Annotated in this window: 22 protein-coding genes and 1 tRNA gene; 10 read left to right on the top strand and 13 right to left on the bottom strand. The window is 69.7% G+C overall.

What is annotated here, in order from left to right; genetic code table 11:
- Positions 1-5 precede the first annotated feature (5 nt).
- On the bottom strand, positions 6-440 hold the full coding sequence (locus ASG74_RS08895; protein WP_056141660.1) for a hypothetical protein: 435 nt from the start codon (positions 438-440) through the stop codon (positions 6-8).
- 150 nt (positions 441-590) lie between these two features.
- On the opposite strand from ASG74_RS08895, the gene ASG74_RS08890 reads away from it, so the two are divergent.
- The 3 genes from ASG74_RS08890 (at position 591) to ASG74_RS08880 (ending at position 4,634) form a co-directional block, all read left to right on the top strand.
- Positions 591-2,141, top strand: a complete 1,551-nt coding sequence (locus ASG74_RS08890; RefSeq protein WP_056141657.1) for a Re/Si-specific NAD(P)(+) transhydrogenase subunit alpha — start codon at positions 591-593, stop codon at positions 2,139-2,141.
- Positions 2,142-2,148: 7 nt separating this feature from the next.
- Positions 2,149-3,528 carry a Re/Si-specific NAD(P)(+) transhydrogenase subunit beta gene (pntB, locus tag ASG74_RS08885; RefSeq protein WP_056141654.1) on the top strand — a complete coding sequence of 460 codons (1,380 nt, stop codon included), beginning with the start codon at positions 2,149-2,151 and terminating at the stop codon, positions 3,526-3,528.
- Positions 3,529-3,713: 185 nt separating this feature from the next.
- A complete protein-coding gene (locus tag ASG74_RS08880) occupies positions 3,714-4,634 on the top strand; it encodes a type IV toxin-antitoxin system AbiEi family antitoxin domain-containing protein (protein WP_056141651.1) in 921 nt (306 codons plus the stop codon).
- Positions 4,635-4,743: 109 nt separating this feature from the next.
- Here ASG74_RS08880 and ASG74_RS08875 read toward each other — a convergent pair whose 3' ends face one another.
- The 4 genes from ASG74_RS08875 to upp form a co-directional block, all read right to left on the bottom strand.
- Positions 4,744-6,261 (bottom strand): APC family permease, encoded by a 1,518-nt coding sequence (locus ASG74_RS08875; protein ID WP_056141643.1) that lies wholly within the window; start codon positions 6,259-6,261, stop codon positions 4,744-4,746.
- Positions 6,258-7,196 (bottom strand): PH domain-containing protein, encoded by a 939-nt coding sequence (locus tag ASG74_RS08870; protein WP_056141640.1) that lies wholly within the window; start codon positions 7,194-7,196, stop codon positions 6,258-6,260. Before ASG74_RS08870 ends, ASG74_RS08875 begins: the two co-directional genes overlap by 4 nt.
- Before the next feature lie 2 nt (positions 7,197-7,198).
- Positions 7,199-7,375: a hypothetical protein gene (locus ASG74_RS17430; RefSeq protein WP_200942555.1), complete on the bottom strand. Its 177-nt coding sequence runs from the start codon at positions 7,373-7,375 to the stop codon at positions 7,199-7,201.
- A gap of 122 nt (positions 7,376-7,497) precedes the next feature.
- The gene (gene upp / locus ASG74_RS08865; RefSeq protein WP_056141637.1) at positions 7,498-8,136 is read right to left on the bottom strand and encodes a uracil phosphoribosyltransferase; all 639 of its coding nucleotides are present in this window, start codon (positions 8,134-8,136) and stop codon (positions 7,498-7,500) included.
- Positions 8,137-8,233: 97 nt separating this feature from the next.
- Between upp and tadA the strand changes: the two genes are divergently transcribed.
- Genes tadA through ASG74_RS08850 form a run of 3 tightly spaced genes read left to right on the top strand, consistent with a single transcriptional unit; the run spans position 8,234 to position 9,771 of the window.
- Entirely contained in the window at positions 8,234-8,665 is a 432-nt protein-coding gene (gene tadA / locus ASG74_RS08860) for a tRNA adenosine(34) deaminase TadA (protein ID WP_056143404.1), read from the top strand.
- Positions 8,662-9,315 (top strand): DedA family protein, encoded by a 654-nt coding sequence (locus ASG74_RS08855; protein WP_056141634.1) that lies wholly within the window; start codon positions 8,662-8,664, stop codon positions 9,313-9,315. The genes tadA and ASG74_RS08855 overlap by 4 nt, the downstream gene beginning before the upstream one ends.
- A gap of 12 nt (positions 9,316-9,327) precedes the next feature.
- Positions 9,328-9,771 carry a hypothetical protein gene (locus ASG74_RS08850; protein WP_156465336.1) on the top strand — a complete coding sequence of 148 codons (444 nt, stop codon included), beginning with the start codon at positions 9,328-9,330 and terminating at the stop codon, positions 9,769-9,771.
- Between the two features lie 34 nt (positions 9,772-9,805).
- Here the strand turns inward: ASG74_RS08850 and ASG74_RS08845 are convergent, their stop codons facing one another.
- The gene (locus ASG74_RS08845) at positions 9,806-11,515 is read right to left on the bottom strand and encodes an alpha-amylase family protein (RefSeq protein WP_056141632.1); all 1,710 of its coding nucleotides are present in this window, start codon (positions 11,513-11,515) and stop codon (positions 9,806-9,808) included.
- Positions 11,516-11,686: 171 nt separating this feature from the next.
- Here ASG74_RS08845 and ASG74_RS08840 point away from each other — a divergent pair, with 171 nt between their 5' ends.
- Together ASG74_RS08840 and ASG74_RS08835 are read left to right on the top strand one after the other, a co-directional pair.
- Positions 11,687-12,592 (top strand): cation diffusion facilitator family transporter, encoded by a 906-nt coding sequence (locus ASG74_RS08840; RefSeq protein ID WP_056141629.1) that lies wholly within the window; start codon positions 11,687-11,689, stop codon positions 12,590-12,592.
- A gap of 343 nt (positions 12,593-12,935) precedes the next feature.
- A complete protein-coding gene (locus ASG74_RS08835; protein ID WP_082569610.1) occupies positions 12,936-13,541 on the top strand; it encodes a CueP family metal-binding protein in 606 nt (201 codons plus the stop codon).
- A 65-nt stretch (positions 13,542-13,606) separates the two neighbouring features.
- On the opposite strand, the gene ASG74_RS08830 is transcribed toward ASG74_RS08835, so the two are convergent.
- The 6 genes from ASG74_RS08830 to ASG74_RS08805 form a co-directional block, all read right to left on the bottom strand.
- Positions 13,607-13,696, bottom strand: a tRNA-Ser gene (locus ASG74_RS08830).
- A 195-nt stretch (positions 13,697-13,891) separates the two neighbouring features.
- On the bottom strand, positions 13,892-14,563 hold the full coding sequence (locus ASG74_RS08825; protein ID WP_235498868.1) for a DUF305 domain-containing protein: 672 nt from the start codon (positions 14,561-14,563) through the stop codon (positions 13,892-13,894).
- A 10-nt stretch (positions 14,564-14,573) separates the two neighbouring features.
- Complete coding sequence (locus ASG74_RS08820) at positions 14,574-15,239, bottom strand: DUF3105 domain-containing protein (protein WP_056143396.1); 666 nt, start codon at positions 15,237-15,239, stop codon at positions 14,574-14,576.
- A 147-nt stretch (positions 15,240-15,386) separates the two neighbouring features.
- Complete coding sequence (locus tag ASG74_RS08815) at positions 15,387-16,601, bottom strand: mannosyltransferase family protein (RefSeq protein ID WP_056141627.1); 1,215 nt, start codon at positions 16,599-16,601, stop codon at positions 15,387-15,389.
- Positions 16,520-17,113, bottom strand: a complete 594-nt coding sequence (locus ASG74_RS08810) for a LytR C-terminal domain-containing protein (protein ID WP_056141625.1) — start codon at positions 17,111-17,113, stop codon at positions 16,520-16,522. The genes ASG74_RS08815 and ASG74_RS08810 overlap by 82 nt, the downstream gene beginning before the upstream one ends.
- Before the next feature lie 13 nt (positions 17,114-17,126).
- Positions 17,127-17,420: a type II toxin-antitoxin system VapB family antitoxin gene (locus ASG74_RS08805; RefSeq protein WP_056143393.1), complete on the bottom strand. Its 294-nt coding sequence runs from the start codon at positions 17,418-17,420 to the stop codon at positions 17,127-17,129.
- A gap of 210 nt (positions 17,421-17,630) precedes the next feature.
- Between ASG74_RS08805 and ASG74_RS08800 the strand changes: the two genes are divergently transcribed.
- Both ASG74_RS08800 and ASG74_RS08795 read left to right on the top strand, forming a co-directional pair.
- Positions 17,631-18,686 carry an SIS domain-containing protein gene (locus ASG74_RS08800; RefSeq protein WP_056141621.1) on the top strand — a complete coding sequence of 352 codons (1,056 nt, stop codon included), beginning with the start codon at positions 17,631-17,633 and terminating at the stop codon, positions 18,684-18,686.
- 35 nt (positions 18,687-18,721) lie between these two features.
- On the top strand, positions 18,722-20,395 hold the full coding sequence (locus tag ASG74_RS08795; RefSeq protein ID WP_082569606.1) for a helicase HerA-like domain-containing protein: 1,674 nt from the start codon (positions 18,722-18,724) through the stop codon (positions 20,393-20,395).
- Between the two features lie 9 nt (positions 20,396-20,404).
- On the opposite strand, the gene ASG74_RS08790 is transcribed toward ASG74_RS08795, so the two are convergent.
- A complete protein-coding gene (locus tag ASG74_RS08790; RefSeq protein WP_056141618.1) occupies positions 20,405-20,800 on the bottom strand; it encodes a hypothetical protein in 396 nt (131 codons plus the stop codon).
- Between the last annotated feature and the right edge of the window lie 19 nt (positions 20,801-20,819).

Genomic DNA, 20,819 nt, shown 5'->3' with positions numbered 1-20,819 from the left:
CGGCCTCACCAGTGACCACCGCGCTCCCGGTCCACCTCATCGCGCAGGGCGGACCGGGGGATGGTCTGGTCGACCTCGACGTGCGGTTCGTCCGTGTTCGGACGGTCTGCCGACTCGTCCTCGGCCCAGGTCGGTGACGGGCCGGCATACCCATCGGTCGTCGGTTCGGTGGGCACGTCGGTGCCATCTCGCCATCCGGCGCCACCGAGGCGGCTCAGGGGGATGGTCTGGTCGACGACGGCCGCGTCCTGCGCGGAGTCGCTTCCGAACGTCACACCGCTGCCTCGCGACACCTGGGCGTCCAGAACCTCCGGTGGGCGGTAACCAGTGAGCGGCGCTGGATCCTCGGTGTCTCCACGCTGGCGCAGCACCCAGACCAGGGCCGACACGACGAGCACGAGCGCGGCCGCCCCGACGATCCACAGCTTCGCCTCATTCATCCCCTGACCGTAGTCAAGGCCGCCACTTCCGTGCCGATGGGCGAGCGGGCAACGCGACGCGGCCGTTGTCGCAGTCACATCCTCCACGGCAGAGGGGGTCGCCCTAGTAGGTTCACGGGCGAACGTCTGTCCCCCACGAGGAGGTCCTCCGTGCGCATCGGTGTGCCACAGGAGTCATTGGCCGGCGAGACCCGCGTGGCCGCCACGCCCAAGACTGTCGAGCAGCTCATCGGACTCGGGTATGCCGTGTTCGTCCAGTCCGGCGCCGGTCATCGCGCGACCTTCGAGGACGGGGCCTATGCCGCGGCCGGGGCCGACGTCGTGGGGGGCGAGGTGTGGAACACCGATGTCATCCTCAAGATCAACGCGCCCTCGCCCGAGGAGCTGGACCGGCTGCGTCCGGGCCAGACTCTCGTCAGCCTGCTGTCACCCGCGCTCAAGCCGGAGCTGGTGTCGGCCCTCGCCGAGCGTGGGGTGACGGCGCTCGCGATGGATGCGGTGCCCCGCATCTCACGGGCCCAGTCCCTCGACGTGCTGTCGTCGATGGCCAACATCGGCGGCTACCGCGCCGTCATCGAGGCGGCCCACGAGTTCGGCTCGTTCTTCACCGGGCAGGTGACGGCGGCGGGCAAGGTGCCCCCGGCCAAGGTGCTCGTCATCGGCGCCGGCGTGGCGGGGCTCTCTGCGATCGGCACAGCGGGCTCGCTCGGCGCCGTGGTGCGGGCCTTCGACGCGCGCAGCGAGGTCGCCGAGCAGGTCGAGTCGATGGGCGCGCAGTTCCTGCGGATCGAGGTCGAGGACACCGGCCCCTCCGCCGACGGCTACGCCAAGGAGACGGGGGAGGACTTCAACGCCAAGGCCGTCGAGCTGTATGCCGCGCAGGCCAAGGACGTCGACATCGTCATCACCACCGCCCTCATCCCCGGCAGGCCGGCCCCGAGGCTGCTCGACGAGGAGATGGTCGCGTCGATGAAGCCGGGCTCGGTCATCGTCGACATGGCCGCAGCCAACGGTGGCAACGTCGCCGGGTCCGTCCCCGACCAGAAGGTCGTCACCGCCGGTGGGGTGACGATCCTGGGCTACACCGACCTGCCGGGACGGCTGCCCACCCAGGCGTCGCAGCTCTTCGGCACCAACCTCGTCAACCTGCTCAAGCTCGTCACCCCCGAGAAGGACGGCACGTTCACCCTCGACCTCGAGGACCAGGTGCAGCGCGGCATGACCGTCGTCCACGACGGGGAGGTGATGTGGCCGCCGCCCCCGGTGCAGGTGTCTGCCGCTGTGGCCCCTGGTGGCGCCGCAGGGGCCAGTGCAGCGCTCGCCACGGCACAGGCCAAGGAGCCGAAGAAGCCGCGCGACCCCCGCCTGAAGTACCTCTGGATGGCCATCGGCGCGCTCGTCTTCGCCCTCGTCGCGTCAGCGTCCCCGGCGGTCTTCCTCGGCCACTTCACGGTGTTCGCGCTCGCGGTGATCGTCGGCTTCTACGTCATCTCCAACGTCTCCCACGCCCTGCACACGCCGCTCATGGCAGAGACCAACGCCATCAGCGGCATCATCGTCGTCGGCGGCCTGCTGCAGATCGACTCCGACGACCTCGTCGTCAAGACCATCGCGTTCCTCGCGATCCTCGTCGCCAGCATCAACATCTTCGGAGGCTTCGCTGTGACCGGCCGCATGCTCGAGATGTTCCGGAAGGACTGAGGCGACGATGACAACGAACGTGGTGGCAGCGGCATACATCGTCTCTGCAGTTCTTTTCGTCCTGTCCCTGGCTGGGCTCTCGAAGCACGAGAGCGCCAAGGAGGGCAACGCCTTCGGCGTCACCGGAATGGTGATCGCCCTGGGCGCGACCGTCTGGCTCGTCCTGTCGCGGTCCTCGCACGCCCTCTCGACGCTGCTGCTCATCGCGGTGGCCATGGCGATCGGCGCGGCCATCGGGCTGTGGCGGGCGCGCAAGGTCGAGATGACCCAGATGCCCGAGCTGGTCGCGATGCTGCACAGCTTCGTCGGGCTCGCGGCGGTGCTCGTCGGCATCAACAGCCACCTCACGGTGGGCGACTCGTCCGACACGATCCACAGCGTCGAGGTCTTCCTCGGGGTGTTCATCGGTGCGGTGACCCTGACCGGCTCGATCGTGGCGTTCCTCAAGCTGTCGGCCCGGATGAAGTCGACGCCGCTGATGCTGCCCGCACGGCACTGGCTCAACCTCGCGGCCCTGGTGGTCTCGGCGCTGCTGCTCGGCTGGTTCATCCAGTCGCACTCGATCGTGCCGCTGCTCCTCATGACGGTGATCGCGCTGGTCTTCGGCTGGCACCTCGTCGCCTCCATCGGCGGCGGCGACATGCCGGTCGTGGTGTCGATGCTCAACTCGTACTCCGGCTGGGCCGCGGCCGCTGCCGGCTTCATGCTCGGCAACGACCTGCTCATCGTCACCGGTGCGCTCGTGGGTGCCTCGGGTGCGATCCTCAGCTACATCATGTGCAAGGCGATGAACCGCTCGTTCGTGTCGGTCATTGCTGGCGGGTTCGGCCAGGAGGTCGTGATCGGCGAGGACAAGGACTACGGCGAGCACCGCGAGATCACCGCCGAGGGTGTGGCCGACCTGTTGCGCGAGGCGTCGTCGGTCGTGATCACCCCCGGCTACGGCATGGCCGTCGCGCAGGCCCAGTATCCCGTTGCCGAGCTCACCAAACAGCTGCGAGACAGGGGCGTCGACGTGCGCTTCGGCATCCACCCCGTCGCAGGTCGACTGCCCGGGCACATGAACGTGCTGCTGGCCGAGGCCAAGGTGCCCTACGACATCGTGCTCGAAATGGACGAGGTCAACGACGACTTCGCGTCCACGGACGTCGTCCTGGTCATCGGCGCCAATGACACCGTCAACCCGGCTGCGGCCGAGGACCCGACGTCGCCCATCGCCGGAATGCCGGTGCTGGAGGTCTGGAACGCCAAGGACGTGATCGTCTTCAAGAGGTCGATGGCGACGGGCTATGCGGGCGTGCAGAACCCGCTGTTCTTCCGCGACAACTCGCAGATGCTCTTCGGGGACGCCAAGGAGCGGGTCAGCGACATCCTCTCCGCCCTCTGACCCGCCCGAGTCCCAACTTTTGCTCCCCATGCGGGAACTTGGGCGACCGGATGGTTGATTACCCTCCGGTCCCCCAGGTTCCCTCCGGTCGCCGCTGTCCACAGGGCTGGCCTGCCGCCGGAGTTGTCCACAGAACCCCAAGGTCACTCTGGCGCGGCTCCAGAACTGGCGTCGATCCTGCACGCATGACGACACCTCTCGAACCGGCCCTGATCGACCTCGCCGCCTCGCAGCACGGCCTGTTCACGACGCGTCAGGCCCTGCGTGCCGGGCTGACTCCGTGTGGTCTGGTGGACGCGGTGAAGGATGCGTCGCTTCTCCATCCCGCCAGGGGCCTGTATGCCGTGCAGTCGCTCGTCGACGCCGACTCACCCGAGTCCTGGCACAAGACCTTGGCCACAGGCACGGCGCTTCTCTGGGACGATGCGACGCTCACGAGCGTCACGGCGGTACTTGCCCATGGCGGGACGGTGTGGGGCACGGACCTGGGCAAGGTCCAGGTGCTGCGCACCATCGACCGGTCGATCGGGCTGTCGTCCTACCGGGTTCGCCGGTGGAGAGGTCAACCGGCGGTCGACACCGGGCTCGGACCCGCCGTGCCACTGGGGGACGCGCTGGTGCAGCACGCCGTCGACCACGGGATCGTCCAGGGCGTCGTGAGTGCCGACCAGGCGCTGCGCGAGGGCACGGTGACCATGGAGGAGCTCAGGGCTGCGGCCGAGGTCGTGGCCCAGTGGCGGCACGGGAGCCGAGCGCTCGCGATGGTGGGCTTCGTCGACGGGCGCCGTGAGTCCGTCGGGGAGTCTCGCTGCGCCGTGGTGCTGGGTGTCGCCGGGCTGGTCCTCGACCCCCAGGTGGAGATCCGTGACCGCTCCGGCCACCTCGTGGGCAGGGTCGACTTCCTGGTCCGTGGCACGAACGTCATCGTCGAGTTCGACGGGCGGATGAAGTACGACTCCGGCGATCCTGCGGTGCTGTGGGCGGAGAAGAAGCGCGAGGACGCCTTGCGCCGACTCGGCTACGTCGTGGTGCGGCTCACCTGGGCCGATCTGGAGCGTGGCGGGGCAGCGGTGGCCAAGGTGCGCTCAGCGATCGCCGCGGCGTGACGGCATACGGCAGGGGTGTCGCGGTGACCGGAGGCAAAGGTGAGGGTCCGGAGGGAAAGAAGCCCGCCGGACCCTCGAGCTTCCCGCATGGGGAGCACAAGGTGGGGCGTCAGGGGGAGGTGGGTTTGCTCGTGGTCGGCGGCGTGCCCGAGCCGGTGGCCACGTCGTCGTGCGCGCCGACGGCCAGCCGGGAGCGCTTGTAGCCGTAGAAGAAGTAGATCGCGAAGCCGAGCGCCATCCAGATGGCGAAGCGGATCCACGTCTCCAGAGGCAGGGTGAGCATGAGGTAGGTGCAGATCGCGGCCGAGAGCCAGGGCAGCCACGGCGAGAACGGCACCCGGAACGGGCGGTGGAAGTCGGGACGGCGCCGGCGCAGGATCGGCACGGCGAGCGAGACGAGCAGGAACGCCGTGAGCGTGCCGATGTTGATCATGTACTCGAGCTTGCCGACCGGCGTGAGCGCGGCGACCAGGGCGACGATGAGGCCGATGCCGACGGTGATCCTGACCGGGGTGCCGGTGCGGGGGTTGGTCTTGCCCAGGCCGGCGGGCAGCAGCCAGTCGCGCGACATCGCGAAGACGACGCGGGAGCTTCCGATGAGCAGTGTCATGACGACGGTGGTGAGGCCTGCCACGGCACCAGCGGCGATGAGGGTCGCGTAGGCCGGCTTCCCCACGTCCTCGAAGACCTGGGCGAGCGAGGCCTCGGACGAGAGCTTGTCGTAGCGCACCATGCCGGTCATGACGATGGCGACGGCGCAGTAGAGGATCGTGCAGATGACCAGCGAGCCGAGGATGCCCCGGGGCAGGTCCTTGGCGGGGTTGCGCGCCTCCTCGGCCGTGGTGGCGACGACGTCGAAGCCGATGTAGGCGAAGAAGACCAGCGACGCGCCCGCGAGGATGCCGCCGATGCCGAACGCCGACGGTGAGAGCCCGAAGATCGTCTGGATGAGCGGGGCCTGCAGGGTGGACGAGGGGCCCTCGGTCGGCACCGCGTCAGGGATGAACGGGGTGTAGTTCGCGGTCTTGATGAACCCGATGCCCGCGAAGATGACGAACAGGACGATGAAGATCTTCAGCGCCACGAGCACCAGGTTGACCCGCATCGACTCCTGGATGCCGATGGACACCAGGAGCGTGAGCACCGCGACCAGCACGAAGGCGGGGAGGTCGAAGTGCGACCCGTAGGCGACTGCCTCGGGGATGGTGAACCCGAGCCGGTCCAGCAGCACGCCGAGGTAGGCGGACCAGCCCTGCGCGACCACGGCGGCGCCGAGCATGAGCTCGAGCAGGAGGTCCCAGCCGATGATCCAGGCGACGAGCTCGCCGAGCGTGGCGTAGGAGAAGGTGTAGGCCGAGCCCGATACCGGTATGGCAGAGGCGAACTCGGCATAGCAGAGCGCCGCCAACCCGCAGCAGGTGGCGGCGACGATGAACGAGATGAGGATGGCCGGACCGGCCAGCGTGTGGGCCGCGCGCCCGGCGACGGTGAAGATGCCGGCACCGATGACTACACCGACACCGAAGACGGTCAGGTCGAGGGCGCTGAGGCGTTTCTTGAGCTGGTACTCGGGTTCGTCACCCTCGGCGATCGACTGCTCGATCGTCTTCGTCCTCCACACGCTCATCGCGAATCCCTTCGTCGGGGTCGGCCTGGTTGCCCCGGTCGGCCATTTCGCCTTGGTGGTCCTGACCTTATGACCGGAATCTCGCCGGTGTCCTCCAAGCGGGTGGCCCGGATGAGGTCCGAGCTCTGGTAGAGCGTCTCGTGAGTCGGGGCGAGGTCCGTGCGTTCTCGAACGGGAGTCTGTATGCCGTCAGCCTGCGTTCCGTCGCCGTCGGGCCAGAGGTGGTCCTGCACAGCCTGCTGGTCCTCCCGGTGGTCCTGCCAACCGTCGCCGAGGGCATCGGCCGAGGGGCCCGGGTCACGGCGGCCGCGCGGCGCGGGCCGCCCTCCGCCGGCGTCCCATCCGCCGTCGTCCCCGTCGTCATCGGTCCAGCCGTCGCCATCGGTCCAGCCGTCGTCATCCGTCCAGCCGTCGTCGGGGTCACGGGGGGCGTCGGAGCCGAAGAGCACCGTGCAGATGGCGCGGTAGTGGCGTTGGGCGTTGGGGACGTAGTCGATGTGGGAGAGGGCCTGGTCCTGCCCGGCCGACTCCAGCAGGAAGGCGCCGTAGCCGATGATGCGGCCCATGACCGAGCGGTCGAAGGTCATGTCCGTGACCTTGGTGAGCGGCATCATCGCGACCTTGCGGCGGATGAACCCGTAGAAGAGCAGGAAGCGCTTGTCGGTGGCGATGAACCAGTCGTGGCGCCAGTTGAGGTAGCGCCACAGGAGGTACAGAGCGCCGGCGAACGCGGCATACCAGAAGAAGTTGGCCAGGGCGGCGCCCGAGCGGGTGCGCGGTGCCTCGGCCTCGACGAAGGTCGCGAGGAAGAGCAGCCCGACGAAGAGGGCACCCGGGCGCAGCTGCGAGAACCAGTGCTGACGGACGACGGCGACCACGCGCTCGCCGGGCACGAGGTAGCGCTCCAGCTCGCGGTCGAGGCGCCCGGCCGCCAAGGTCAGCTCCGGGAGATCAAGGAGTCGAAGAACCGACCGATGTTCTTGACGCCGTTGGCGATGACGTCCCACGCACTGCCGAAGATGTTCGCCGCTTCAGTGGGAGAGGTGAAGATGGCGTAGAGCAGGAAGATCACGACTAGCCACATGACGATCTTCTTGACCGGGGGCATGGACACGTCCGCTCTCTGATGGAAGGGCTCACGCGGGCAGGCGCAAGGGGAAGCACAGTGCAGCACCCATGATGGCGGATGTGACTGGTGTGACTCGTGAGGTTGGGCGGCGTGTCGGTGCCGACTTCTCAGACGACGCCGTAGAGCCGGTCTCCCGCGTCACCGAGCCCCGGCACGATGTAGCCCAGCTCGTTGAGCTTCTCGTCGATCGACCCCGTGACGAGCGAGACGGGCACGCCCGCGTCGGCGAGTGACTTCTCCAGCGCCGCGATGCCCTCGGGGGCCGCGAGCAGGGTGACCGCGGTGATGTCGTCGGCGCCCCGCTCGAGCAGGAAGCGGATGGCGTCGATCATCGAGCCACCGGTCGCCAGCATGGGGTCGAGGACATAGACCTGGCGGCCGGAGAGGTCCTCGGGGAGGCGGTTCGCGTAGGTGATCGCCTCGAGCGTCTCCTCGTTGCGCTGCATGCCGAGGAACCCGACCTCGGCGCTGGGCAGGAGCCGCACCATGCCCTCGAGCATGCCGAGACCGGCGCGCAGGATGGGCACGATGAGCGGCTTGGGGTTGGACAGCTTGATGCCCGTCGTGGGGGCCACCGGCGTCTCGATCTCGAACGGCTCGACCCGCACCTCACGCGTCGCCTCGTAGGCGAGCAGCGTCATGAGCTCCTCTGCCAACCGACGGAAGGTCGGGGAGTCGGTCCGCTTGTCCCGCAGGTAGGTCAGCTTGTGTGCGATGAGCGGATGGTCGGCAACGTGTACGCGCATGGGTGAAACTTAGCGTGTGAGCTCCCGCCCCGGACCAGTGTCCGGCCTCCCCCCGGTCCCGCTCCCCGCACCCGTGCGTGCGGAGTATGCCGGGCCGATGCGACGCGCACTCGAGCTCGCCTCCCGTGCCGCGAGCGCGGGCGACGTGCCGGTCGGCGCCGTGGTGCTCGACCCCGGCGGCGCCGTCATCGGCGAGGGCTGGAACCTGCGCGAGGTCGACGCCGACCCCACGGCGCATGCCGAGGTGGTGGCACTTCGGGCGGCAGCACGGCATACCGGCTCCTGGCGACTCGAGGACTGCACCCTCGTCGTGACCCTCGAACCGTGCCCGATGTGCGCGGGGGCGGCGATGCTCGCCCGGGTCTCGCGCATCGTCCTTGGCGCCTGGGACCCCAAGCTCGGGGCGACCGGCTCGGTCTGGGACGTCGTGCGTGACCGGCGCGCGACGCATCGCATCGAGGTCGTCGGGGGAGTCCTCGAGGACGAGGCGTCCCGGCTGCTCCTCGACTTCTTCGGGGACCGCCGGTGATCGAGTTCCTGGCGTCGCTGCTCGACCAGGACCCATGGATCATCCTCACGGTGGCGGGCCTGGTCGTCTTCGGCGAGTGCGCCCTCCTCGTCGGCATGGTGATGCCCGGCGAGACCGTGGCGGTGCTCGCCGGCGCCGCGGCAGCCCTGGGCCGCACGTCGATCATCTCGGTGCTCATCGTCGTGCTCGTCGCGGCCGTGGTCGGGGACAACGTGGGGTATGCCGTGGGGCGTCGCGTCGGTCCCCGGCTGCACCGGCGCGTGACCAACCCTGCCCGCCGCAGACGGCTCGCGAAGGCCGAGGCGCGGTTGCGCCTGCGCGGTGGGCCGGCAGTCTTCGTGGGTCGGTGGACGCCTTTCGTGCGTTCGATCATGCCGTCGCTCGCCGGGATCTCGGGTATGCCGTATGCCAAGTTCGTCGCTTGGGACCTGTTGGGTGCCGGGTCCTGGGCCGTCGGCAGCGTCTCGGCGGGATTCGCCGCCGGCAAGTCCTACGAGCAGGTGGTGTCGTGGTTCGGCACCGCGGGCGCCGTGCTGCTGGGCGTGGTGGTGCTCGGGGTCGTGGCGACCTACCTGTGGCGACGCCGGTCCGCGTCCCGGTCCACCGCCGTGGAGGTGGCGAGTGATGCGTCCGCGGACGCGGGCGCCTGACCCAGTGGTCGAGTGGCCGGAGGTGCTCGCGGCGGTCGAGGACGCGCAGGCGACGGATCGCGCGGTGGCGGGGCACGCCTCAGTGCCCTGTGGGAGCTAACCGACCTGCCGGCCCAGCGCTGCGTCATCGCGCACTTCCTCGCCGACGTCCAGGAGTCACTCGACTCGGAGGTGGCGTGGGACGAGGCGGCTTGGGCGGCCTTCCAGCGCGTGAGCGATGCAGATCTGGAGCCGATCGGGGTCCCGGGAGCGGCCGGGTTCGCGCCGAGCCTGCACCTCAACCTCGGGGACGGCTACCTGAGGCAGGGGCGCCGGGAGGACGCGGCTCGTGAGCTGGCTCTGGCCCGCGCGGCAGTGGCCTCTCTGGACGATGACGGCTACGGGGCGATGGTCCGGCGTGGGCTGGACGGGCTGCAGTCGCGCCTCGCGGGGCTGCCTGACGAGGTGCTGCCCTGATGGTGGCTCGCACTCGCCTCGTTGGCTCGGCGGCTCACGGGATGCGCAGGTCCCCGACGGGGTGGATCCTCAACCAGCGGTAGCCGTACCCCTCAAGGACCACGTCGAGCGACCCGTTGTCCGTGCGCACGTCATCACCGCTCAGGAGGTCGGCGAGCTCGATGTCGCCCTCCTCGACCCGGTGCGAGAGATCGAGCGTCACCGTCTGGGGTTCGGGCCCGAAGTTGTGGACGGCGACGACAGCTGCCTCGCCCGTGGAGCACTCGTGGGCGAGGACCTGGGGGTTCGGCTGGTCGAGGATGCTGAAGTCGCCCCACCCGAGCTCCGGGCAGGACCGGTAGGTCTGGACGAGGTGGCGCATGAAGCTCCACAGGGAGTCCGGGTCGGTCCGTTGCGAGACGACGTTGACGTGCTCGGGCCCGAAGCCGTCGGGCGTGAGCCGGCGGATGAGCTTGCGGGATGGCGCCGTCGAGAACCCACCATTCACTCCGTCGGACCACTGCATCGGGGTCCGCACCGCGTGCCGGCCCTCGCCGGCGAGGTCCTCGCCCATGCCGATCTCCTCGCCGTAGAACAGGGCAGGAGTTCCGGGCAGCGAGAAGAGCAAGCTGTAGGCCATGCGGACCCGTCGAGGGTCCCCGTCGAGCATCGGTGGCAGCCGTCGCTTGAGGCCCCGGTCGTAGATCTGCATCTCGGGTTCGGGTCCGAAGGCCGCGAACACCTCCTGACGCTCCTTGTCCGTGAGCTTGTCGAGCGTCAGTTCATCGTGGTTGCGCACGAAGGTCGCCCACTGGCAGCTGGGGTGGATCGCGGGTCGGCCGAGGAGTGCCTTGGCGAGCGGACGGGCGTCCTGACGGGCCAGGGACAGGTAGAGGTTCTGCATCCCGATGAAGTCGAACATCATGTGCAGCTCGTCGCCGGCCCGGCCGCCGAAGTACTGGCGCTGCTGTGCGTGGGGAAGGTTGACCTCGCCGAGCATCATCGCCGCACCGTTGCGCCGGTTGACGAAGGCCCGGAGGTCCTTGAGGTGCTGGTGCGGGTTCAGCGACTCGGTGACGTCGTCGTTCTTCTGCGTGCCTGACGCCTTCTCCCTGACGGTCTCGACGTCCTCGACGAAGAACGGGACCGCGTCGACGCGGAAACCGTCGACGCCGAGCTCGAGCCAGTAGCCGGCGACCCGGGCGATCTCGTCACGCACGGCGGGGTTCGCGACGTTGAGGTCCGGCTGGTGCGAGTAGAAGTGGTGGAGGTACCACTGGCCGGTGCGCTCGTCCAGGGCCCAGATGGAGTCCTCCTTGTCGGGGAAGACCACCTGGGCGCTGGTGTCCGGCGGGGCGTCGGCTCGCCAGACGTACCAGTCGCGCTTGGCCGAGGCGGTGCTGCGGCGGGAGTCCTTGAACCACGCGTGTGCGTCCGAGGTGTGGTTGACGAGCAGGTCCACGATGACGCGCATCCCACGGTCGTGAGCCGTTCGGACCACCTCGACGAGGTCGCCCGCCGTGCCGAACCGCGGGTCGATGCCGTAGAAGTCGCTGACGTCGTAGCCGTCGTCGCGCTGCGGGCTGGGGTAGAAGGGCATGAGCCAGATGCACGTCGCCCCCAGCTCGGCGACGTAGTCGAGGCGCTGGGCGAGACCCTGGAGGTCACCGATCCCGTCCCCGTCGGAGTCGTAGAAGGTCTCGACGTCGAGGCAGTAGATGACGGCGGTCTTCCACCACTGGTCGCTTGTGTCAGTGATGCGCATTCGCACTCCTCAGGCAGTCGTGGCGTGAGCTGCCGCCGCGGGGCGCGCTGGCACGTGCTCGTGCGATGCAGCGTGGCGTGACGGTCATGCCTCACTTGACCACATCCGGTCCTGCCGCACCACGGGTTGGCGGCCTGGGGGTCGGTGGCCGCGCTCGCTAGCGTTGGCCCCATGGGAACGGGGCATCACCACGGTCAGGGCTCTGCCGGTGCGAGGCATCGGTGGCGCCTGCAGGTGGCCTTCGGCCTGGTGGCGGCCTTCTTCGTCGTCGAGCTCGTCACGGCACTGACCTCCGGTTCGCTGGCCCTGCTGTCGGACGCCGGCCACATGGCCGCGGACGTGGTGGCACTGGGGGCCGCGGTCGTCGCGACCCGGATCGCCGCACGGCCGGACTCGACGGGGCGCCGGACCTACGGGTCGTTCCGTGCGGAGGTCTTCGCGTCGGGACTGGCGGTGCTCCTCATGCTGGGCGTCGCGGCATACATCGCCGTGGAAGCCGTGCGACGCATCGGCGAACCAGCGGAGGTCTCGACCGGGCCGATGCTCGTCGTCGGTGCCCTCGGTCTGGTCGTCAACGTCATCGCGTTGGTCCTGCTGCGGGGTGGGGCGTCAGAGTCGCTCAACGTCAAGGGGGCCTACCTCGAGGTCGTCGCCGACACCCTCGGCTCGGTCGGTGTCATCGTGGCCGGCCTGCTCGTCGCCTCCACCGGCGAAACCTTCTGGGACACCGTCATCGCGCTCGCGATCGCGGCCTTCGTGGCGGTGAGGGCGGTGATGCTCGGGCGTGAGGTGGCCGCCGTCCTGGGGCAACACGCACCCGTGGGCATGAGCCCGGACGAGGTGACCACTGCGCTCGCGGCGGTCGAGGGGGTGTCCAACGTGCACGACCTGCACGTGTGGACGCTGACCTCTGGCATGAACGTGGCGACCGCCCACCTCATGACGGTCGAGGGAGCAGACCCGCACGAGGTGCTCGACGGCGCGCGTGCCGTCATGCGTGACGAGTTCGGCGTCGAGCACGCGACCCTGCAGGTCGAGCCCGAGTCGCACACGGGCTGTCACGACGTCACGTGGTGACGCCAGGTGTTCCGGACCGGGTCGGGCCGCTCTGGAAAAAAGGCATTGCGCGGACGCCGGTTCCGATCTAGCGTCGAAGGACACTGAAGGGAGGTGGTCCAGGAATTGATTTCTCATTGGACGCGTGAGGTGACTGCGCGCTAGCGCATCTCGACTGCTCGAGGTGCGTCATCCCGGCGCAATCCCCAGCAGCTCACCGCAGCCCGCGAGCCGTGCAGGTCGTCCCCTGCACTCGTCGCGCCGAGCCCCCTCGGTCGACAGGCACGCGGGCTGTTCCCTGTCCGGGATGAACGAGGGACCAAGGTCCCAGCTGCAGACGCCTGGGGTCACCGAGGATGCAGGCATGACAACCCCGCGCCTCGTCCTTGCCCTGTGTCTGGCCACCGCCATGCTGTCCGGATGTGCGGCCGGAGCTGCCGCTCCGGGGCGGACGAGCGCCGCGCAGGTCTCAGGTCCGGTGTCGCCCGCCGGACAGGCGCTCCTGGCCAGGCACGGCCTCGCTGGCAAGAACGCCATCCAGGTCATCGACACGCTCGACAGGATGCCGGTGAAGGACCGTCCAGCTGACCTGCGAGCCTCGGTGCGGCCCGACACCCTGCTCTTGAGCGGTGATGGCGTCGAGGTTTCCCTGCCTGTGCCCGCCGACACGTTCTACCTGTCCGTGGCCCCCTATGTGAGCCAGACGCATGACTGCTTCAACCACGCCCTCACCGGGTGCAAGGGCGAGCTGGGTGGCAAGAAGGTGGAGGTCGACCTCGTCGAGGCCGGCACCGGAGCCATGCTCGCCACCGGCCCGCGCACCCTGTTCGACAACGGGTTCGTGGGGTTCTGGCTTCCTCGGAACGTCACGGCGACCCTGCGGATTCGATACGAGGGCAAGGCTGCCGAGGCGAAGGTGTCCACTGGCGCCAGCGACCCGACCTGCGCCACCACGATGCAGCTCACCTGACGGCACACAGCAAGAAGCCCCGAACCCTGGGGTTCGGGGCCTTGCCGATGTCCTGGGACATCATCTGGCGGTGGCGGTGGGATTTGAACCCACGGTGGGCTTGCACCCACACACGCTTTCGAGGCGTGCTCCTTAGGCCGCTCGGACACACCACCGCGAAGCAGGATACGCAACGGGCACGCAGGAGCGAAATTGAGCGCGACTGGAGGACGCCTCGCAACGGGGTGGACGGCATACGGAGGGAAGGTTGGCGACAGGAGGGCTCATTAGCCTCCGGTAGGTCAACGTTCCCGCACGGGGAGCAAAAGTTGGGGCGGGTGGGGGGAGGCGAGGCCCCATGAGTCCGGCGGTCAGGAGCGGGCCGCCAGCAGCTGCTGCATCGCCGTGATCTCGGCGGTCTGCGAGACCTTCATCGAGCGCGCGAGCGTGACGACGACATCCTCGTCCGAGCGCGCGAGGACGGCGTCGGCCATCTCCACGCCGCCCTTGTGGTGGGCGATCATCAGCGTGAGGTAGATCTTCTCGGCCTCGACGCCGGTCGCGGCCTTGAGGCGGGCCAGGTCGGCCGGCGACGCCATGCCCGGCATCGGGACCTTGTCGCCGCTGGCCGAAGTGGCTGAGGAGGCCGTGCCCCTGCCGTGGTGCTCCGAGCCCATCCACGCCATTGGTGGCTGCGAGCCGGTCGGCGACAGGCCCCACACCCGCAGCCAGGCGAACATCTGGCCCGCCTGGTGCTGCTGGCTCGTGGCGATGTCCTTGGCCAGGATCCGGATGACGGGGTCGGAGGACCGGTCGTCGATGAGCAGCGACATCTCGACCGCCTGCCCGTGGTGGGTCTGCATGTCGCGCGCGAACCCGGCCTCGGCCGAGCCGTCCAGCGGGAAGCCACCGCGACCGAAGAGGGCCCAGCCGAGCACGAGGCCGGCGAGGACCGACGCGACGGCGAGCAGGACCGCCAGCCCGACGACCTCCCCCCGCGAGCGGGGAGAGGCCGTGGGTTCCTGCGGCGAGACGTCGGTCACGATGCCTCGGTCACGATGCCGACGGTGAAGGTGTTGCGGAGGGCGACGCCGGGGTGGAGGGCGTGGCCGAGGGACTGGCGGTCCCATCCATCGGGACCTGCGGCGTGGCGTTCGCGTCAGTGCCGTCGGTGCCACCGGTGCACAGCGCGCCCGGCTCCGGCGTCTGTGGACCCTGGCGGTACTCCTTGATGAAGGGCTCGAGACGCGGGTCGTCGGCACCGGTCAGCAGCAGCTGCTTGCCCCACGCCGAGACGACCACGGGAGCCGGCAGGCCCTCGTAGGGGGAGAGCACGGCATACGTGTCGGGCGTGAGGTCCTTGAGCTTGTCGACATCGGCCTTGGGCAGGTCCGGCTTGTAGGTGATCCAGACCGCGCCGTGCTCGAGCGAGTGCACGGCGTTCTCGTTTGGCACCGGCGTGTCGTAGACGCCGCAGTTGAGCCACACGGGGTTGTGCTCCCCACCGACGGGCGGGTTCTCCTTGTACTTCACGGGGGCCTGGGTGTGGGCTCCAGAGGCGTACTCGAAGGACTTCACCGCCGACAGGTCGGGCTTGTTGGCGTTGCTGTGCAGGACCGCGAAGGTCACCGCCCCGACGATGATCGCGATGACCACAGCAGCCGCCCCCCAGATCGCGAGGACGCGACGCCGGTCCTTCTTCTGCTGCTCCCTGCGCATCTGCGAAACGCGGTCTGACGCGGTGCGCCTGTCGGCGCGTGCCTTCTTGCTGCCACTCCCGGACGGGGCCACGAAACTCTCCTGAAGGTCGATCGGTGTCGAGAGATTGTGACCCATGCACCTGTATGCCGGCTGGCAGTGTCCGTCTCAGGCCAGCCAGTGCCGGGTTGCTGTCGCCCAGGCCGCGGCGAGGAGGAGGGCAGCCGACAGAGCCAGCCCCACGGCATACGTGCGCCGGTATGCCGGTGTGTCCCGCAGCGTGGCGATCGCCAGGTAGGCGGGGAACCAGGTCAGTGCGTAGCGCGGCGTCGAGACCCAGAGCGTGGAGCACACGACGATGCCGACCGTGAGGCCGAGGTAGGTGAGCTCGGGCCAACGACGTTGTCTCGCAAGGAGAACGCACACGGCCACCCCGAACAGGACGGCGGCGATGTCGGCTGCGCGGCTCGCTGCCAGCCACACGTTCGGGCTGTCCAGCAGGGAGCGCCACGCGGTGGCGAGGCCCTCCCACGGCCAGGCGGTCGCGCGGTCCCAGCCCCGGTGCTCCGCCTCTCGCCACGCGTCCCAGGATCCCGTGCGGGAGTGGAGGTAGGTCACGAACGCCGCGACGCTCACCGCGGGCAGGCCGAGTGCCAGCACGTCGGGACGTGGCCGGGCGCGCCCGTCGGAGTGCCACTGCACGGCATAGAGCACGACCAGGGCTGCAGCCAGGAAGAGGCCGTTGACGCGCACGCCGGTGGCCAGCGCCGCGACGAGTCCGGCGAGCCACCAGTGGCGCCGGGTGGCGAGCACCCAGGCACCGAGGGCGAGGGCGAGGAAGAGGGCCTCCGTGTAGACCGCGACGAAGAAGAAGCCGCTGGGTGCGAGAGCCAGCAGGGTGACGGCGCGCCGTGCCGCGGCGGTGCCGCCACGGGCATCCCGGGCCACGAGCAGCCAGAGGAGCCCGGCTGCAGCGGCTCCGGCCACGAGGCTGATGAGCAGGCCGGCCGCCGTCACGTTGCCGCCGGTCAGCGGGGCCAGCGCGGCCATGAGCAGGGGGTAGCCGGGAAAGTAGGCCTGGTCGCAGCAGTCGAGACCGGGTGGGAGGTAGCCCAGCGTGGCGATGCGCACGTAGTGGTAGCTGTCCCACGCCGAGAAGTGGTCGAGCCACCAGCTCCCCGTGGCCCAGGGGTGGTCCACGGCGCCCTGGCCGGCGAAGGCCGCCATGGCGAGGACCGTGGCCCCGAGCAGGACTCGCGAGACGAGGAAGGCGGCCGCGGCCCGCACCGGCCCCGCCACGGTCACCCCGCGGACGATGACGACGCGCTGGAGGACGGTGCGCCGGAGGACGATGCGGTGGGCTCGGTGCTGGGGGAGGGGCACATCGGGGTGCCGGTGGGGGTCGGCGCCGGCCCCAGCTTGCTGAACGTCTCGCCCAGCACGAGGTCCACCGTGGCGTCCTTGCGCTTGTCGGCGACCTGCTTCGTGCCCTTGCCGCCGAGCGGCACCACCAGCGGAGCACGGGACTTGCCCCTGGGCCCGAACCTGACCTCCGCCGGGCCGGTGACCTTGCGGTTCAAGGGGTCGTTGGCCACGGTGCCCACCTTGAACCCACGGCGCTCGACGTCGGCCGCCGTCCGCCCGGCGAGACCGTTCTTGCTCGTGGCGTTGTAGACGTTGACCGTCGTGTTGCCGGGCGCGGGCGCCTTGGGGTCGAAGGGCGTGCACGTGACTTCGGTCGAGCTCGGCGCCGCCACACGGGTCGAGTCGCGGTAGTAGGAGTAGGCGTACCAGAACGCGAAGAACAGCGCGAGGAGGACCACGAGGATCGTCGTCGTGGTGCGGCGCTGCTGCTGCCGGTGGCGCAGCTCGGAGGTGAGTTCGCGGTCTGCCATCGGTGCTCCCCGCCTAGTCGAGAACCAGGACGCGCGCGTGCAGCGTCGGCCGTTGGTGCAGGGCCGCGCGCAGGGCGCGGTGGAGTCCGTCCTCGAGATAGAGGGTCCCCTCGAACTCGACGACATGGGCGAACAGGTCGCCATAGAACGTCGAGTCCTCGGAGAGGAGCATCCCCAGGTCGAGGGTGCGCTTGGTCGTGACGAGGTCGTCGAGCCGGACCAGGCGTGGTGGCACGTTGGACCACTGGCGCGTGCTGTACCCGTGCTCGGGGTACGGACGTGTGTCGCCGACGGCCTTGAAGATCACGCCCGCCACTGTATGGGGAGAAGTTTGCGTCTGCGCGTCACCTCTCGCGTCGTGAGCGCACTGTGACCTGACCGGCCGACGGCGGGGTGGTCGGTGGTGGGCGGCTCCGGAGTGCGGTGCGCTGGGAGGTGCGCCTGGAGGTGCTGCCATCCTTGGTCGACATCGTCTCGTGCAGGTCCCGCGCATCGCCACGCCCGAGCAGGAGAACTCATGACCGACGGACAGCCCACCGCAGCAGACACTCCGGGCCGGCTCATGGCCGCGGAGATCGCCGAGCAGCCCGCAGTCTTCGACCGCATCCTCGCGGAGAGCCTCACTGACGTGCGTGGTGTGGCGACGCGCATCCGCGACGCGAAGCCCCGCTTCGTGGTGGTGGCGGGGCGAGGGACCAGCGACCACGCGGCGCTGTACTTCAAGTACCTCGTCGAGATCGTCCTCGGCCTCCCGGGTGGACTTGCCTCACCATCGACGACGACTGCCTACGGCGCCGATCCCGACCTGCGCGACGTGCTGTGGGTCGCCGTGAGCCAGTCCGGCGGGTCACCCGACCTGCTCGAGTCGACCCGGGCTGCCGGTCGTGCGGGGGCCCTCACCCTTGCCGTGACCAACAACCCCCAGTCGGCACTGGCAGCCGCCGCCGAGCTGCACCTGGACGTGCGTGCCGGGCTCGAGCGGGCCGTGGCGGCGACCAAGACCTACACGGCCACGCTGCTCACCCTGTGGCTCCTCGTCGACGAGTGGAGCGGACGTCACCGGCTCGACGGACCCGCGCTCGTGGACGCAGCGGAGCAGGCCGTCCACGTCGCCGGCGTCACGCAGGTGGCCGGGCACTACCGCTTCGTCGACAAGCTCGTCGTCACGGGCCGTGGCTACGCCTACCCGACCGCACGTGAGGCTGCCCTCAAGCTCATGGAGACCTCCTACCTCGCCGCGCACGCCTTCTCCGGCGCCGACCTCCTGCACGGCCCGCTGGCCATGGTCGACTCGGATCGGCCGGTGCTCGCCGTGGTCCCCCACGGAGTGGCCGGACACGCAATGGGCGCCGTCCTCGAACGCCTGCGTGACAGGGGTGCCGACCTCACCGTCGTCGGGGACGCCGAGTCCGCCGGTCAGGTGCCGGCGATCGTCCTGCCGCGCGTCGCCGAGGAGCTCAGCCCGCTCATCGAGATCATCCCGATGCAGCGGCTCGCCCACACCATGGCCATCGCCCGGCACGAGGACCCGGACGCACCTCGAGGCCTGTCCAAGGTGACGCGCACGACCTGACCCGACCGGGTCGGCCGGCTCGGGATCAGGACGCGATGTCCGCCGGCTGCTCACCAACGGCTCGCACTAGAGTGCCGAAGGTGACCGACAACGCGACGCCCGAGCAGCCCGCCACCGACGCCACCGACGCCACGGGGGTTGCCCCGCCCGCCGCGCCCGCCCCGCCCGCCGAAGGGAACGCCCACCTCGACGAGATCCGCGCCGGCTATGCCTTCGACGGGCCCGCCCTCGAGTTCGGCGCGGCGGTCATCGACGACACGGCGCACCCCGACACCCCGGTGAAGATCCCGCTCGCGGTGCTCAACCGTCACGGACTCGTCGCGGGTGCGACCGGCACGGGCAAGACCAAGACGCTCCAGCTCATGGCCGAGCAGCTCTCCGGTCAGGGCGTGCCGGTCTTCCTCGCCGACATCAAGGGTGACCTGTCGGGCATGGCCAGCCCCGGTGAGGCCAACGACAGGATCACCTCCCGCGCCAAGGACGTGGGCCAGGACTGGCAGGCCACGGCCTACCCGACGGAGTTCCTGTCCCTCGGTGGACAGGGAAAGGGCGTCCCGATCCGGGCGACCATCACCGACTTCGGACCCACGCTGCTCTCCAAGGTCCTCGGTCTCAACGAGACACAGGAGTCGAGCCTCGGCCTCGTCTTCCACTACGCCGACAAGAACGGCCTGGCACTGCTCGACCTCAAGGACCTGCGGGCTGTCATCAGCCACCTCGTGAGCGACGAGGGCAAGCCCGAGCTCAAGTCCCTGGGCGGTCTGTCGTCGGCCACCGCCGGGGTCATCCTGCGCGAGCTCATCGCCTTCGAGGACCAGGGTGCCGAGGCCTTCTTCGGCGAGCCGATGTTCGACACCCAGGACCTGCTGCGCACCGCCCCCGACGGCAAGGGCCTCGTGACGTGCCTCGAGCTGCCCGGCGTGCAGGACCGGCCGGCGCTCTTCTCGACCTTCCTCATGTGGATGCTCGCCGACCTCTTCCACGACCTGCCGGAGGTCGGCGACGTCGACAAGCCCAAGCTCGTCTTCTTCTTCGACGAGGCGCACCTGCTCTTCGCCGATGCGAGCAAGGCGTTCCAGGAGGCCATCGAGCAGACCGTGCGCCTCATCCGCTCCAAGGGCGTCGGCGTCTTCTTCGTCACCCAGTCGCCCAAGGACGTGCCGTCCGGAGTCCTCGGCCAGCTCGGCAACCGGGTCCAGCACGCGCTGCGCGCCTTCACGCCCGACGACGCCAGGGCGCTCAAGTCGGCCGTACGCACCTACCCGCACAGCGAGTACGACCTCGAGAAGCTCCTCACCTCGCTCGGCACGGGCGAGGCCGTCGTCACCGTCCTCTCCGAGAAGGGCGCGCCGACACCGGTGGCCTGGACCCGGATGCGCGCTCCGCAGTCGCTCATGGCCCCCTCGCCCGACGCGCTGCTCGACCGGACCATCGCCGCGTCCCCGATCGCTGCGAAGTATGCCGAGGTGGCCGACCGCGAGTCCGCCTACGAGAAGCTCGCGGCGCGCGTCCAGGCGGCACCAGCCGCCGACGCACCCCCGGCCGTCCCGGCTCCGACGCCTGCCAAGAAGACGGCGGCGCCCAAGGAGGACCCGGGCCTGGTCGAGCAGGTCGTGAAGTCGAGCGCGTTCAAGTCGGCGTTGCGGTCGGCCGGCACCGTCATCGGCCGTGAGATCACCCGGTCCCTGTTCGGCACGCGGAAGCGTTGAGCGCAGGACTCAGAGCGCGAGCAGGGCTCTCGCGTAGGCGGACTCGACGTCGGGATCACTGACCGTATGCCGGGTACCGTCGACCCCGGCATACGTCACCTCCCAGCCGTCGGGCGTGCGACGCAGCAGCTCGAGCCGATCGCCGAGCAGGCTGCGCAGCTGGTCCTCGCGGGGCAGCCACAGCGCCTGGTCGAGGCCGACGGAGTCCAGGGCCCACTCGGTCGTGCCGTTGAAGCCGAGCACCGTCTGGTCGGCGAAGTGCTGCGGTTCGACCGTGAGGTCGCTGATCCAGAAGACCTCGCTGGTGAGCAGCTCGGTGTCGATGACGAAGCGGTCACCCGCCGTCGGCTGCCACAGCACCCCTGACTCGTGGGCAAGAGCGCGGGCGAGCTCGAGGCTGATCATCGGTCCATCATGACCCGTG

It is taken from the genome of Knoellia sp. Soil729 (assembly GCF_001427985.1).
GTDB lineage: Bacteria > Actinomycetota > Actinomycetes > Actinomycetales > Dermatophilaceae > Knoellia.
Note: the sequence above shows the minus strand (reverse complement) of the source record. Positions and strands in the feature narration are given on the sequence as shown.